The organism is Paraburkholderia humisilvae, from assembly GCF_902859855.1.
GTDB classification, from domain to species: Bacteria; Pseudomonadota; Gammaproteobacteria; order Burkholderiales; family Burkholderiaceae; genus Paraburkholderia; species Paraburkholderia humisilvae.
In genome coordinates this window covers 254,327-268,658 of the sequence record NZ_CADIKH010000002.1, presented here as the reverse complement: position 1 = coordinate 268,658, position 14,332 = coordinate 254,327, and the positions used below count along the sequence as shown (strand labels likewise).

The 14,332-nt window shown below is 65.4% G+C and carries 10 protein-coding genes; 7 read left to right on the top strand and 3 right to left on the bottom strand.

The window, feature by feature from the left end:
* The first annotated feature begins 144 nt into the window (after window positions 1–144).
* On the top strand, window positions 145–1,014 hold the full coding sequence (locus HV796_RS02880; RefSeq protein ID WP_246355651.1) for an alpha/beta fold hydrolase: 870 nt from the start codon (window positions 145–147) through the stop codon (window positions 1,012–1,014).
* Between the two features lie 66 nt (window positions 1,015–1,080).
* Here HV796_RS02880 and HV796_RS02875 read toward each other — a convergent pair whose 3' ends face one another.
* The 3 genes from HV796_RS02875 to HV796_RS02865 all read right to left on the bottom strand — a co-directional run bounded on the left by HV796_RS02875 (window position 1,081) and on the right by HV796_RS02865 (window position 7,205).
* Window positions 1,081–2,346, bottom strand: a complete 1,266-nt coding sequence (locus HV796_RS02875; RefSeq protein ID WP_175224942.1) for a cell division protein ZipA C-terminal FtsZ-binding domain-containing protein — start codon at window positions 2,344–2,346, stop codon at window positions 1,081–1,083.
* 170 nt (window positions 2,347–2,516) lie between these two features.
* Window positions 2,517–6,035 (bottom strand): chromosome segregation protein SMC, encoded by a 3,519-nt coding sequence (gene smc, locus HV796_RS02870; protein WP_175224941.1) that lies wholly within the window; start codon window positions 6,033–6,035, stop codon window positions 2,517–2,519.
* 171 nt (window positions 6,036–6,206) lie between these two features.
* Window positions 6,207–7,205, bottom strand: coding sequence for a DMT family transporter (locus HV796_RS02865; RefSeq protein ID WP_175224940.1), 999 nt, complete (start codon window positions 7,203–7,205; stop codon window positions 6,207–6,209).
* Window positions 7,206–7,495: 290 nt separating this feature from the next.
* Here HV796_RS02865 and dapC point away from each other — a divergent pair, with 290 nt between their 5' ends.
* The 6 genes from dapC (at window position 7,496) to HV796_RS02835 (ending at window position 14,263) form a co-directional block, all read left to right on the top strand.
* Window positions 7,496–8,713: a succinyldiaminopimelate transaminase gene (dapC, locus tag HV796_RS02860; RefSeq protein WP_175224939.1), complete on the top strand. Its 1,218-nt coding sequence runs from the start codon at window positions 7,496–7,498 to the stop codon at window positions 8,711–8,713.
* A 73-nt stretch (window positions 8,714–8,786) separates the two neighbouring features.
* Entirely contained in the window at window positions 8,787–9,614 is an 828-nt protein-coding gene (dapD, locus tag HV796_RS02855) for a 2,3,4,5-tetrahydropyridine-2,6-dicarboxylate N-succinyltransferase (protein ID WP_175224938.1), read from the top strand.
* A complete protein-coding gene (locus tag HV796_RS02850; RefSeq protein WP_175224937.1) occupies window positions 9,614–9,988 on the top strand; it encodes an ArsC family reductase in 375 nt (124 codons plus the stop codon). The genes dapD and HV796_RS02850 overlap by 1 nt, the downstream gene beginning before the upstream one ends.
* A 132-nt stretch (window positions 9,989–10,120) precedes the next feature.
* Window positions 10,121–11,260, top strand: coding sequence for a succinyl-diaminopimelate desuccinylase (gene dapE / locus HV796_RS02845; protein ID WP_175224936.1), 1,140 nt, complete (start codon window positions 10,121–10,123; stop codon window positions 11,258–11,260).
* Window positions 11,261–11,276: 16 nt separating this feature from the next.
* Complete coding sequence (gene prmB / locus HV796_RS02840; protein ID WP_175224935.1) at window positions 11,277–12,182, top strand: 50S ribosomal protein L3 N(5)-glutamine methyltransferase; 906 nt, start codon at window positions 11,277–11,279, stop codon at window positions 12,180–12,182.
* 419 nt (window positions 12,183–12,601) lie between these two features.
* Window positions 12,602–14,263: a cardiolipin synthase gene (locus HV796_RS02835; protein ID WP_175224934.1), complete on the top strand. Its 1,662-nt coding sequence runs from the start codon at window positions 12,602–12,604 to the stop codon at window positions 14,261–14,263.
* The last annotated feature ends 69 nt before the right edge of the window (window positions 14,264–14,332 follow it).

The window sequence follows — 14,332 nt, the reverse complement described above, 5'->3', positions numbered from 1 at the left end:
AAGGCGCACAGCACTTATCTTCCAATTTGCTGGCCGTTCGGCTAACGCTCGCGCACGGCGATTGACAGTGCGCGTCGACGATGCGACCTTGGGCGACCCTGAACATGCTTCGCGCGTGGTCAACGCGCATCGCGAGAACCCTCGATGAAGCCTTTCGAACCCGCCGTCCTGCCGCTGCCCGCAGTCGGTACAAACCGGACGATGCGCCGGATCGCCGCGTGGGCGGCAATGGCCATGCTGCTGCTCATGCTTGCGAACCGCGCACGAGCGGGCGAGCAGATCGTACAGGTCGCGCTCGACGGCGGAGCGTCAATCCGCTATCTGCTCACACAGAAAGACGGCAGCACGCCGCAGTGGGTACTGGTGATGTTCGCGGGTAGCGAGGGCAAGCTCGATCTGCGCACGAATGACGATGGCTCGCCGTATATGCGCGAGAAAAACAACTTCCTCGTGCGCACGCGCACGCTTTTCGCCGACGAGCGCTTTGCGACCGCACTCGTCGATGCGCCATCGGATCAGCCAGGCGGCTATTCGGATGCGTTTCGCGCGTCCGCGCGGCATGCGCAGGACGTCGCGCGGGTAGCGGCCGACTTGCACACGCGCATTCCGGCCGCAAAGCTCGTGCTGATCGGTACGAGCCGAGGGACGATCTCGTCGGCTTTTGTCGGCCGCGCGCTGCCCGACACATGGGATGCGGTCGTGCATACATCGACACTCACCAGCCCGGCGCGAGGCCAGGCGACGCCGTTGATCGGCTTCGACTACGGTGCGATTTCCGCGCGGCAGCTATTCGTCCACCACGTGGACGACACGTGCTTTCTCTGTTCGTTCGCCGCCGCCGAGCGGATTGCGCAAACCGGCGGCTACGCGCTGATCGCCGTGCACGGCGGCGAGGTGCTCAGCGGACCGTGCGAAGCCTTGTCGCATCACGGGTTCTATGGAAAAGACGAGGCCGTCGTCGCAGCCATCAAGGCGTGGATCAGCGGTGGCGTATCGCCGAAGGAAATCGAATGAAGCGCGCGGCCCGGGCACAGGTGCGAGGCCGCGCGGAACCGATCACGGGTCCGCCTGCTGGCCCGGTTACTGGCTGAACAACCGCCGCGTAACCGGTGACCCGGCAGGAATGCCCGCCTGCTCAAGCCTCGCGTACAGCGTCATCAACTGCTTTTCGATCGCAAGCAGCGCGGCCTCTGGCAGCGCGCGGCGCTGATCGTCGACGACGCGCCCGCCAATGCGCTCCGACAGCGATTTTGCGTAGTCGCACATCAGGCGGAACGGCAGGATGTCCTCGTCGGCCACCGGCACGTCGAGTACCAGCGTGATCGTCTGGCCGCCCTTGTACGTGAGGTCGTCGCGCAAAAAGTTGGTATCGCCGAACTGCAGCATGAAAACCGGGCTCTGCTTCGCGTCGAGCTTCACGAAGCGCGTGCCGTCGCGCGACAGCAGCAGGCCGTCCTGCGACGCGACCGCCTGCACGTAGTTCGCGGACCACGGCGCGCCATCCGACAACACATTGATCGACAGTTGCGCGTCGCACTGCGCGGCAAAGCCGTCCAGCTCGCGCGCCATCGATACGGTTTCCATCATGTCGGGAAATTCCGGCGCGCCGTCGAACGCATCGGCGAACTGCTGTACGCCGCTCACAAACTCGGAAAACTCCAGTTCGTTTAACGGCCCATTGCGGTTCGCCAGTTGTGCCGCCGCCCGCAGCTCTTCGTAGCGCACGCCGTTTTGCAGCAGTTCCCACGCACGGCCGCCTTCCGGCTTGCCTTCGATGTGCACGGGCTTGCTGCCCGCGCGGCGCAGACGCTGCGCCAGCGGCAACACCCTGTCGCCGGCCACCGGCGCGCCGAGGCGAATCGGCACGATGCAGTCGATGCGCCGGTCGACGACCGCGGGCGGCGCCGCCGAGATCGTCGTCGCGGCCGGCATGATCGGTTCGACAGGCTCGCCGGGCGCAGCGGGTTGGCCGCGTTGTGCCGGCGCGGACTCGCGAAAGTCGGTTCCGACGTCTTCCGCTTCCGGAAATCCGTTCGGCGAGGTCCGCTCAGCCTGGATATCCGCCGGCGTATCGAGCGGCGCCGCCGCGCCGAAGGTCGGCTCGACGCGCTGCGACGCGTCCTCGGGCTCGCCCGGCGCGCCGTCGCGGCGGGCTGTCGACCGTGCCGGCGCAATGAACGGGCTCTGCTCTTCGTGGTCGTCGCGCGACATCGGATCGACGGCATCGCCTGGCATCGGCCGCGGCATCCGGCGACGCACTTTCGCGCTCTGCCACGCGTTATAGACGACCACGCCCCCCACCACTACGGCGCCCGCGCCGATTAACCCGAGTGTCAACTCGTCCATGCATGCTCCATCAGCAATTCTTCTCTATGCGACGCGTCATCGCCCTGCGGCCCGCCCCAACCCGCACTGCGGCCGCCACGCACCGCGGGCGTTCCCGGCGGGCCGTCGACCCTACCCGGTCATACCACCGCCGAGCCGTGCAGCTGTTGCGCAGGACGCGCGCGACAGGTTTAAACGATATTCTGGGCAAAACCGGCAGCGCTTTCCATGTCGACCGCGACGATTCGCGAAACACCCTGCTCCTGCATCGTCACGCCAATGAGCTGCTGCGCCATTTCCATCGCAATCTTGTTGTGTGAAATGAAGAGGAACTGCGTTTTATCCGACATCGCCCGCACAAGGTTCGCGAACCGTTCGGTATTCGCGTCGTCGAGCGGGGCATCAACTTCGTCGAGCAGACAGAACGGCGCCGGGTTCAGCTGGAACATCGCAAACACGAGCGCCGTCGCGGTCAGCGCTTTCTCGCCGCCCGACAGCAGGTGAATGGTCGAGTTTTTCTTGCCTGGCGGTTGCGCCATCACCTGTACGCCGGCGTCGAGAATTTCGTCGCCGGTCATGATCAGCTTCGCCTGGCCGCCGCCGAACAGCCGTGGGAACAACTCGCCGAAATGATGGTTCACCTCGTCGAACGTGCCCTGCAATAGCGTGCGGGTTTCCTGGTCGATCTTGCGAATCGCGTCTTCGAGCGTTTCGATCGCATGGGTCAGGTCCGCCGATTGCGCATCGAGGAAAGCCTTGCGCTCGCTTGCGGCTTTCAGCTCGTCGAGCGCGGCCATGTTCACCGGACCGAGTGCGGCAATCGCGTTATTGATGCGCGTGACCTCGCCTTGCAGATACGACGGCTTCAGATCCGGCGTGAGTTTGGCCTGAAGTTCGGCCTCGTCGACCCCAGCGGCAGCCAGTTGCTCGATGAACTGCTCCGCGTTCAGCCGCGCCGCCTGCTCCTTCAGTTGCAGTTCGGTGATCCGGTCACGCAGCGGCTGCAACGCACGCTCCGCGGTAAGCCGCGTTTCGTCGGCCTGACGCAGCTTGGCGGTCAGGTCGTCGAGTTCGAGGCGCGCCGCGTGCAGCGCCTCTTCCTTCACCGCGCGTACCGCGAGCGCATCTTGCAGGCCGGTGTGCGCGGTCTGCTCGTTGATCGTCTCGAGCTCGGCGCGCGCGTCCTCGAGCGAGCCGTCCACCCGTTCGCTCTGCTCGTGCGCCACCTGGATGCTGCGCTTTAACTCTTCGATGCGGCTCGCCATGTTGCGCGCCTCAAAGCGCGCGTCGGTCGCCGCACGGTCGAGGTCGCGTGCTTGCGCGCGCGCATTCGTCAATTCCTCGTCGAGCGATTCAAAGGCCAGTTGATGATCTTCGAAGCGCGCCTGCAATTCGGCAAGCTCGCCGTCGTGCCGCTCGAAGCTGGCTTCCGATTCAGTGCGCAGCGCGCGCTGCTCATCGATCTGCGCGGTGATCTCTTCAAGTTCCTCGCGAATCTGCGTACTGCGCTGCATGTAGCGCTCATGCGCCTGGGTCAGCTTCAGCACGTCCAGCTGGAGTGCGTGCACGCGCTGCGTGGCGCGCTCGGACTGCTGGCGCACGTCGTTCAACGTTTGCGATGCTTGCGTGTGAGCGGCCTCCGCGCGAATCGCGGCCGCCTTCGCCTCTTCGGCGAGCAACCCCTGCGCGCGCACCTGACGCGTCAGGTTCTCGATTTCCTGCTGGCGTGCAAGCATGCCGGCCTGTTCGGAATCGGCCGCGTACAACTGCACGCCGACGCGCGTCACCACATGTCCGGCCTTCACGACGAACGCGCCGCCTTCAGGCAGTTGGGCGCGCATCTGCAGCGCCTGCGTGAGATCGTCGGCAACGAACGCGTGACCGAGCCAGTCGTTCAGCACCGCGCGCAAGCCGGCGTCGTCGATGCGCACGAGCGATAGCAGCGGCCGCAGCGCCCCCGGCGCCGCAACCGGCTGCCCGGCGAGCGGCGGCGAATAGAACGCGAGCTTCGCGGGCGGCGCATCGGTTGCGAACGCCTTCACCCAATCGAGATTCGACACTTCGAGGGCCGCCAGACGCTCGCGCAACACCGATTCGAGCGCCGTTTCCCAGCCGGCTTCGACATGCAGCTTCTTCCACAAACGCGGCAGCGCGCCCAGCTCGTGCCGGTCGAGCCACGGCTGGATCTTGCCTTCGGTCTGCACGCTCTCCTGCAACTGCTTCAATGCGGCAAGGCGCGCTTCAAGCTGGTGGATCTGCGCGCTCTCCGCCTGCACCCGCTCCTGCGCGCCGCGACGCTCCGCGTCGAGGCGCGGTAGCGTCTGCTGGGCGTCCGCGAGGCGCGTCTGCGCGTCCGCGAGGATCGCTTCGTGCTCGGCAAACTGGATCCGCAGTTCTTCGAGTTGCGCCTCGTCCGGCGCGTCGAGGCCGCCGGCTTCCGTTTTGAGCCGCTCGTGGCGTTGCTGCAGTTGCTGCAGTTGCTGATCCGCGTTGCGCTGGTGCGCCGCTTCGAGCTTCAACGCCTGTTCGGTCTGCGCGATGCCGGCGCGCTCGTCGTTCAGCTGCGTCTGCGCATCGCGCCAGCGCCCCTCCAGCGCGGGCAGCGCGTCATGCTTCGCCACCGCCGCCTCTTCGGCAATCGCCGCCTTTTCCTCGCCGACCGCCAGTTGCTCTTCGGCGTCCGCGAGATCGCCGCGCGCTTTCTGCGCCTGTGACTGCCACTGCTCGCGCTGCGCGGTCAGCGCGGCGATCTGCGCCTGCACCCGGTTGCGCGATTCGACGATGAACTTGATCTCCGCCTCGAGACGGCTCACCTCCGCGTTCGCTTCATAGAGCGCGCCCTGCGCACCCTGCATCGCGTCGCTTGCCGAGTAGTGCGCGACGCGCAGCGTCTCCAGTTGCGCTTCGACTTCACGCAGCTTCGCGGTATGCGCTTCGAGATCGATCTGTGCCTGCTCGATCGCGCGCTGCTGACGCTCGCGCTCGCCGCCCGCCTCGTTCTTGCGCAACAGCCACAGCAGGCGCTGCTTCTCTTCGCCTTCGGCCTGCAGTTCGTTGAACTTCGTCGCGACGACCGCCTGGCCTTCGAGCTTCTCAAGATTCGCGGACAGCTCGCGGACGATGTCCTCGACGCGCGTCAGGTTCTCGCGCGTATCGTGCAGGCGGTTTTCGGTTTCGCGGCGGCGCTCCTTGTACTTCGACACGCCCGCGGCTTCCTCGAGAAACACGCGCAGTTCTTCGGGCTTCGCTTCGATGATCCGCGCGATCATGCCCTGCCCGATGATCGCGTAGGCGCGCGGGCCGAGCCCCGTGCCGAGGAAGATGTCCTGAATGTCGCGGCGGCGCGCTGGCAGGTTGTTGATGTAATAGCTCGACGTGCCGTCGCGGGTCAGCACCCGCTTGACGGCAATCTCCGCATACTGGCCCCACTGGCCGGCGGCACGCCCGTCCGCATTGTCGAACACCAGTTCGACGCTCGCGCGGCTGCCGGGCTTGCGCGCCGTGGAGCCGTTGAAAATCACGTCCTGCATCGATTCGCCGCGCAGCTCCGACGCGCGCGATTCGCCGAGCACCCAGCGCACCGCATCGATGATGTTGGATTTGCCGCACCCATTAGGACCGACCACGCCAACCAGCTGGCCAGGAACCTGGAAATGGGTGGGATCGACGAAAGATTTGAAGCCAGCGAGTTTGATCGAGGTCAGACGCACGGCGTTATCGCTGATTGAAAAGAGAAAAAGGAAACGGACCGTTCGGGTATTCGCTCATGTGACCGCCCGGGCGCCTGCGGCGCATCGGCCGCGTAAGCGAGGGCGCATCGCAATGCGCGTCTTCACGCGTCCGTTCGGGCGCAAGCTTATGTCTCGCTAAAGCAGCGGCAATCATACCATCGCGCGTGAGCGATTCCGGCGCTCTGGATCGTTGTCGTCGCCCGGCTGCGACCCATTTCCGCGCCGATGCACGCGGCTGGACAGCGCCGATGCGAGCACGATGCACGCGCCGCCCGCCCATTCGCGCGGCCCCGGCGTTTCGCCGGCCAGCAGCCACGCGGAAAGCGCGGTCACCACGATCTCGAACAACATGATGATCGATGCGCGGTTAGCCGGCACGCGTGCGAGGCCATATTGGACGAGCATGTTGTTTGTGCCCAACACGACGCCGAGCGCGACGACCAGCAACGCCGCGAGCACCAGATGCGCGCCGGCGGGAGGCGCGGGCATCGCTTCGAACAGCGAGGCGCACGCGCCAAACAGCGCCGCTCCGCCAAAAATGGTCGCGGTTCGCATCTCCGCCTTCATCGCGGGCAACTCGCGTACCGTCTTCAACGTCAGCACGTTGCTCATCGCAAAGCCCACGCCGCCGGCAAGGCCCGCCCATTCAGCGAGGCTGCCGGGCACCGGCAGGCCCAGGCGCGGCGACCACAGCATCAGCATCGCGCCCGCCAGCGACAACGCGGCGAGCGCGACGCCCGCCCACGTGAGCCGTTCGCGCAGCAGAAAATGCGCGAACAGCGCGGTCCATGCGGGTGTCAGATAGAACAGCAGCAGCACGCGCATCACTTCGCCATGAATCGCGCCCCAGACGAAGCCGAGATTCGTGACGCCCGCAGCCAGCGCGAGCGCGGGCAACAGCCAGTGCCAGCGGAGCGTCGCGATCGAGCGGCGCTTCAGCAGCAGCACGAACAGGCACCCGGCGGCGCTCGTCAGCGCGCTTGCCGCGGTGCCGGATACCCCGAGCGCCGCCAGCGCGCGCAGCGGATACCAGATCACGCCCCATACGGACGCACCGAGCAGGATTGCGAGCGTCGGCGCGCTGGTGAGTCCGTTACCGGGCCACCGGTCGGGACGCAAATCAGGCCGCACATTGGGCCGCGTGTTCATCGTGTCGCTTCCGTGATCGGCGTTGCGTCGATCCGCTGTTCCGCCCGAGCCATGCTTGCTCGCATTGTTCCTCCCACTACAGACATTCGTGTGCGCGTCAGCGCGGCGTACGACGGCGACGCACACCCGCGCGACCATCACGCGAGAGCCACGGAAACCGCCGGTGTGCGCCACGCTCACACAGTTGGAGCCCGGGCCGCCAAGCTATAATTACCGGCTTATCCGCCGCCAGCCCGCCGTTGCGTCGCGGCGGCCGTCACGCCCGTTTTCATTCCGACCCGGCCTGTCAAGTGAATCCGCTACTCGAGTCGCTGCAACCTTATCCGTTTGAAAAGCTGCGTCTGCTGTTCAAAGACGTCACGCCGCCGGCCGGCATCAAGCCGATCAGCTTCGGCATCGGCGAGCCGAAACACCCGACTCCGGCGCTCATCCGCGACGCGGTCATCGCGTCGTTGGGCGGTCTCGCGTCGTACCCGGCAACCCTTGGCGCGCAGCCGCTGCGCGAGGCGATCGCAAACTGGGTTGCGCAGCGATATCACCTGCCGCCGCTCGATCCGGCCACGCAGGTGCTGCCGGTCGCAGGCTCGCGCGAAGCGCTCTTCGCGCTGGCACAAACGGTGATCGATCCGCGCCGCAATGCCGCCGGCGAGCCTGCGATCGTACTCTGTCCGAACCCGTTCTATCAAATCTATGAGGGCGCCGCGTTGCTGGCGGGCGCGCAGCCGTACTTCGCGAACAGCGACCCGGCCCGCAATTTCGCATGCGACTATGCGGCCGTGCCGGCCGACGTGTGGGCACGCACGCAACTGCTCTATGTGTGCTCGCCCGGCAACCCGACCGGCGCCGTGCTCACGCTCGACGACTGGCGCGAACTGTTCACGCTGTCGGACCGCTACGGTTTCGTGATCGCATCCGACGAGTGCTATTCGGAAATCTACTTCGACGAAGCGAAGCCGCCGCTTGGCTGCCTCGAAGCCGCGCATCGGTTAGGCCGCGGCTTCGAACGGCTTGTCCTGTTGTCGAGTCTGTCCAAGCGCTCGAACGTGCCGGGCATGCGCTCGGGCTTTGTCGCCGGCGACGCCGCGCTTCTCAGGCAGTTCCTGCTTTACCGCACGTATCACGGCACCGCGCTGTCAACCGTCTATCAGACGGCGAGCATCGCCGCGTGGAACGACGAGACGCACGTGCACGAGAACCGCGCGAAGTACGCACAGAAATTCGCGACCGTCACGCCGATGCTCGCGAGCGTGCTCGATGTGCGTCTGCCCGACGCCGCGTTCTATCTGTGGACGAATGTGGCACGCACCGGCCTGTCGGACACCGAGTTCGCCCGGCGCCTGTACGCCGACTATAATGTGACGGTTCTGCCGGGCTCGTATCTCGCGCGCACCGCTCACGGCATCAACCCCGGCCGCGACTTCGTGCGCATCGCGCTCGTCGCCGATGTCGACGAGTGCACCGAAGGCGCGCAAAGGATCGTCGATTTTTGCCACGAGCTCAGAGGCTAAATGCAGCGGCTGAACCCGGTGCTGCCCCCTCCTTTTCCCTATTCCCTCTTTTTATCCAACCGGTCACGAACCTATGTCGCAACAACTTCAGCAAATCATCGACAACGCGTGGGAAAATCGCGCGGACCTTTCGCCGAAAGCCGCGCCCGCCGAAGTGCGCGAAGCGGTTGCGCACGCGCTCGAGCAGCTCGATAAAGGGCAGATGCGCGTCGCCGCGAAGCAGGACGGCACGTGGGTCGTCAATCAATGGCTGAAGAAGGCGGTACTGCTATCGTTCCGCCTCGAGGACAACGCGCCGATGCCGGCAGGCGGGTTCTCGCAGTTCTACGACAAGGTGCCGAGCAAGTTCGCGAATTACACCGCCGACGACTTCGCCGCCGGCGGCTTTCGCGTCGTGCCGCCGGCCGTCGCGCGCCGTGGCTCGTACATCGCGAAGAACGTCGTGCTGATGCCGTCGTACGTGAATATCGGCGCTTATGTCGACGAAGGCACGATGGTCGACACGTGGGCCACCGTCGGTTCATGCGCGCAGATCGGCAAGAACGTGCACCTGTCGGGCGGCGTCGGCATCGGCGGCGTGCTCGAGCCGCTGCAGGCGAACCCGGTCATCATCGAAGACAACTGCTTTATCGGCGCACGCTCGGAAGTCGTCGAAGGCGTGATTGTCGAGGAAAACTCGGTCATTTCGATGGGTGTCTATCTCGGCCAGAGCACGAAGATCTACGACCGCGAGACCGGCGAAGTCAGCTACGGCCGCATTCCGGCCGGCTCGGTCGTGGTCGCGGGCAACCTGCCGTCGAAGGACGGCACGCATAGCCTTTACTGCGCGGTGATCGTCAAGAAGGTCGACGCGAAAACACGCGCGAAAGTCGGCCTGAACGAACTGTTGCGGGGCGATTGATGGCCACGCGCAAAGCGGCGAATACGATCGTTGTGTACGGCATTCCGAACTGCGACACCGTGAAGAAGGCCCGCGTGTGGCTCGAAGAACACCGCGTCGAGTTCGAGTTTCACGACTTCAAAAAGGCCGGTGTTTCCGAGCCGCTGGTGCGCGACTGGATGAAGGATGTGCCGCTCGAATCGCTCGTGAACCGGCGCGGCACGACATGGCGCGGCCTGTCCGATGACATGAAGGCCGCAGCCGACAGCGAAGCCGGCGCCATCGCGCTGATGATCCACAAGCCTTCGGTGATCAAGCGGCCGGTGGTCGTGGTCAACGGGCGGGTGAAGGCGCTCGGTTTTGCCGAGGATCAATACGCGGCGCTGTTTGCATAGGTGACGTCACAGCAGTCCGTCACAGCAGTACGTCAGCGCGGTACGTTTTACTTTACGATAGCCGTTGCCGGCCCCGCCGATCTCGTGGGCCGGCATTTTTTCATTCGAACCCACCCAAGCAGTTTCGACATCATGTCCGGCACCCTTGCCCTTACCGAAGCGCTGATTGCGCGCGCATCCATCACACCCGACGACCAGCATTGCCAGCGTCTGATCACCGAGCGCCTGACCGCGCTCGGCTTCACCTGCGAAACGATCGAATCAAACGGCGTGACGAACCTGTGGGCGCTGCGGCCAGGCACCGCCGGCACCGACGGCAAGTTGCTCGTGTTCGCGGGCCATACCGACGTTGTGCCGACCGGCCCGCTCGAACAATGGTCATCGCCGCCGTTCGAGCCGACCCATCGCGACGGCAAGCTGTACGGCCGCGGCGCGGCGGACATGAAGACCTCGCTGGCCGGCTTCGTCGTCGCGAGCGAGGAACTGGTCGCCGCCCACCCGCGGCATCGGGGCTCGATCGGCTTTCTGATCACGAGCGACGAGGAAGGTGTCGCCACCGATGGCACCGTCAAGGTGGTCGAAGCGCTCGCGGCGCGCGGTGTGCGCCTCGACTACTGCGTGGTCGGCGAGCCGACGTCGAACGCGCGGTTCGGCGATATGGTGAAAAACGGCCGGCGCGGTTCGATGTCCGGCAAGCTGACCGTCAAGGGCGTGCAAGGGCATATTGCGTATCCGCACCTTGCGAAGAACCCGATCCATCTGCTCGCGCCGGCGCTCGCCGAACTGGTCGCCGAGCATTGGGACGAAGGCAACGAGTATTTTCCGCCGACCACCTGGCAAGTATCGAACCTGCACAGCGGCACCGGCGCCACCAATGTCATTCCGGGCCACGCGGAACTGATGTTCAATTTCCGCTTTTCGACCGCGAGCACGGTCGACGGGCTGCAAAGCCGCGTGCACGCGATCCTCGACAAACACGGTCTCGACTACACGCTCACGTGGACGGTGAGCGGGTTGCCGTTCCTCACGCCGCGCGGCGCGCTGTCCGACGCGCTCACCGAAGCCATTCGCGCCGAAACCGGCATCACCCCCGAACTGTCGACCACTGGCGGCACGTCCGACGGCCGGTTTATCGCGCGGATCTGCAAACAGGTGATCGAATTCGGTCCGCCGAACGCGAGCATCCACAAGATCGACGAACACATCGAACTTGCCTGCATCGAGCCGCTGAAGAACGTGTACCGGCGTGTGCTCGAACAACTGATCGTCTGACCGAGGAACCGTTTCGATGACCTCCCCGTCCTACCCGGCTTCCCATCCCTTTTCGACCGTGCGCGACGTGCTGCGCCATGCGGTGTCGCGCTTCAATCAGGCCCAGCTGTCGTTCGGCCACGGCACGGCCAATGCGTATGACGAAGCGGCCTATCTGGTGCTGCATACGCTGCATCTGCCGCTTGATCTGCTCGACCCGTTTCTCGATGCACGGCTGACCGCCGATGAAATCGACACGGTACTGAACGTGATCGAGCGGCGCTCAACCGAGCGTGTGCCGGCTGCGTACATCACGCAGGAAGCGTGGATGCATGGCTACCGGTTTCATGTCGACGAGCGCGTGATCGTGCCGCGCTCGTTTATCGGCGAGCTGCTGCAGGACGGCTTGCAGCCGTACGTCGAAGACCCTGAAGAGGTGTCGGCGGTGCTCGAGCTGTGTACCGGCTCCGGCTGCCTCGCGATTCTCGCCGCGCACGCGTTTCCGAATGCGGACATCGACGCAGTCGATCTGTCGCCGGGCGCGCTCGAAGTGGCGACACTCAACGTGAACGACTACGAGCTCGATGAACGCATCGCGCTGTTTGAAGGCGATCTGTTCACACCGCTGCCGGAGCGCCGCTACGACGTGATCATCGCCAATCCGCCGTACGTGAACGCGGCATCGATGCAAACGCTGCCCGCCGAGTACCTGCACGAGCCCAACATCGCGCTCGCGGGCGGCGCGGACGGGATGGACATCGTCCGGCGTATCCTCAGCAACGCACGCAACTGGCTGACTGAAGAAGGCGTGCTCGTGGTCGAGATCGGCAACGAGCGTGCGAACGTCGAAGCGGCGTTCGGCGGGCTCAACCTGGTATGGCTGTCGACCAGCGCGGGCGACGATAATGTTTTCCTGCTGCAGCAGTGCGATTTGCCGGGTTGATGTGATGGGCGTGGCGGGCGAGGTCGATCGGGCACGCTGAATCAGGTGTGTTTGACAGCCGTACTTGAGAATTCAGGTTGTCGCGCCGCGCCAGCAGGTTGTGTTGCTGTGGTGCAGCAAGTTCAGGCTAAGGTGAGTAAAGATCACCGCAAGCCCCGCAGCAATGAACACGGCGGCCAGCGCCGCACGACGGCTGCGTAGGGCAATCGGTCCGGCCGGACGATGCGCTTGTCCACACGCAAGATCGGGCTAACTCGCAAAGCCGTCGCACGGTTCGGTAAGATGGGCGCGGTACGAGGCTGTCCGGCCCCTCCGTGCGCTCCGTCGCCGATGCATCCGCTCATGCAACCCCGGGGCAAGTCGCCGCCGCATGCGGTATCACTGGGCCGGCAGCGCTTCGAACGCTCCTTTGCGCGCTTATGCAATTCGATCTGCTTCACATCGGCACGCTCGTGTTCTTCTGTCACCTGCTAGGTGTCATCGCCGCGTGCCATGCAGTCCTGCATACCCGTACCTCGCAAGGCGCGATCGCATGGGCGGTGTCGCTTGTCGCGATGCCCTATCTGACGCTGATTCCGTATCTGTTTCTCGGCCGCAGCAAATTCGCCGGCTACGTCGACGCGCGCCGCTTCGGCAATGAACTGCTGCGCACACGCGCGCAGCCGCCTGAGTGGCACATCGACTCATCGTCGCAGGAACGCCCCACGCAAGCACTCGGCGAACACCTGGTGCGCTCGCTCACGCACCTGTCCGGCATGCCGTTCGTGTCCGGCAACTCGGTGCGCACGCTCGTCAACGGCGAGGCAACGTTCTCCGCCATCCTTGAAGCGATCGAAAGCGCGCGCAGCTATGTGATCGTGCAGTTCTTCATCGTGCGCGCGGACGCGCTCGGCGAACTGATCAAGGACGCGCTGATCGCCAAAGTTGCGCAAGGCGTGCGCGCGTACGTGCTGTACGACAGCATCGGCAGCTTCGACCTGCCGCATCGCTATGTCGCCGCGATGCGGGCGGGCGGCGTCGAGATGCATCCGTTCGCGACCAACCGGCGCTTTGTCAACCGCTTCCAGCTCAACTTCCGCAATCATCGCAAGATCGTGGTCGTCGACGGCGAGCGCGCGTTCGTCGGCGGCCACAATATCGGCGTCGAGTATCTGGGCGGCAAGCCGCCGCTCTCGCCGTGGCGCGACACGCATATCGAAGTGCGCGGGCCGGCGGTCGCGAGCATCCAGTTCGTGTTCACCGAAGACTGGTACTGGGCGACGCAGCAGTTGCCGCCGCTCGACGCGCCGCCGCGCGCGCGCGTTGCGGCGGCAGCACCGGCCCCCGCCCGGAGCGCCGCCGTGCCGGCCTCCGTGCGCGTTGCGCTGTCCGCGTCGGCTGCGCCGCTGCAGGACGAGCCCGTCGCCGCAACCGACGCGCTGCCGGCCGCCGCGGCGCTTTCGCCCTATCCGTCTGGAAGCGTGCCGCTATCGACACCCGCACACAGTGCGGCGACATCGGCGCGCCCGTCGACACCGGACGATGGCGCCGGCGACATGCACTGCCTCGTAATACCGTCCGGCCCCGCCGACAAGCAGGAAACCTGTTCGCTGTTCTTCGTCGAGGCGATCAGCGCCGCGCGCAAGCGTATCTGGATCACGACGCCGTACCTCGTGCCCGACGAGGCAGTGTTCTCGGCGCTGCGGCTCGCCGCGATGCGCGGCGTGGACGTGCGCATCCTGATACCGAGCCGGCGCGACCACATCGTCGTATTCGAAGCGTCGCGGCTCTATGCGTACGACTCGATCCGGGCCGGCGTGCGTGTGTTTCGCTACCGGCCGGGCTTCCTGCACCAGAAGGTGGTGCTTATCGATGACGTGGCGGCCGCGGTGGGCAGCGCGAATCTCGATAACCGGTCGTTCCGGCTGAACTTCGAAATCATGGTGCTGACAATCGACCACGGCTTCGCCGCCGAAGTCGAAGCGATGCTATTGCGCGATTTCGCCGAATCGTTCGAAATCGACCGTAGCGAATATCGCGAGTCGCCCGCGTGGCGGCGCATGGCGATGCATGTGGCGCGGCTGTTTGCGCCCATTTTGTAAGCGCGCGGTTGTTGGCGCCAATCCTGTAACCGCGCCGCTGTTGGCGCCCATTCTGTCGCTGCACGGCCT

Excerpts from the sequence above, each read along its gene's own strand:
- HV796_RS02850 (WP_175224937.1), top strand. The coding sequence starts at position 9,614 with ATGGCCACGCGCAAAGCGGCGAATACGATCGTTGTGTACGGCATTCCG.
- dapE (WP_175224936.1), top strand. The coding sequence starts at position 10,121 with ATGTCCGGCACCCTTGCCCTTACCGAAGCGCTGATTGCGCGCGCATCC.
- HV796_RS02835 (WP_175224934.1), top strand. The coding sequence starts at position 12,602 with ATGCAATTCGATCTGCTTCACATCGGCACGCTCGTGTTCTTCTGTCAC.
- HV796_RS02880 (WP_246355651.1), top strand. The coding sequence starts at position 145 with ATGAAGCCTTTCGAACCCGCCGTCCTGCCGCTGCCCGCAGTCGGTACA.
- prmB (WP_175224935.1), top strand. The coding sequence starts at position 11,277 with ATGACCTCCCCGTCCTACCCGGCTTCCCATCCCTTTTCGACCGTGCGC.
- HV796_RS02875 (WP_175224942.1), bottom strand. The coding sequence starts at position 2,346 with ATGGACGAGTTGACACTCGGGTTAATCGGCGCGGGCGCCGTAGTGGTG.
- HV796_RS02865 (WP_175224940.1), bottom strand. The coding sequence starts at position 7,205 with ATGAACACGCGGCCCAATGTGCGGCCTGATTTGCGTCCCGACCGGTGG.
- dapD (WP_175224938.1), top strand. The coding sequence starts at position 8,787 with ATGTCGCAACAACTTCAGCAAATCATCGACAACGCGTGGGAAAATCGC.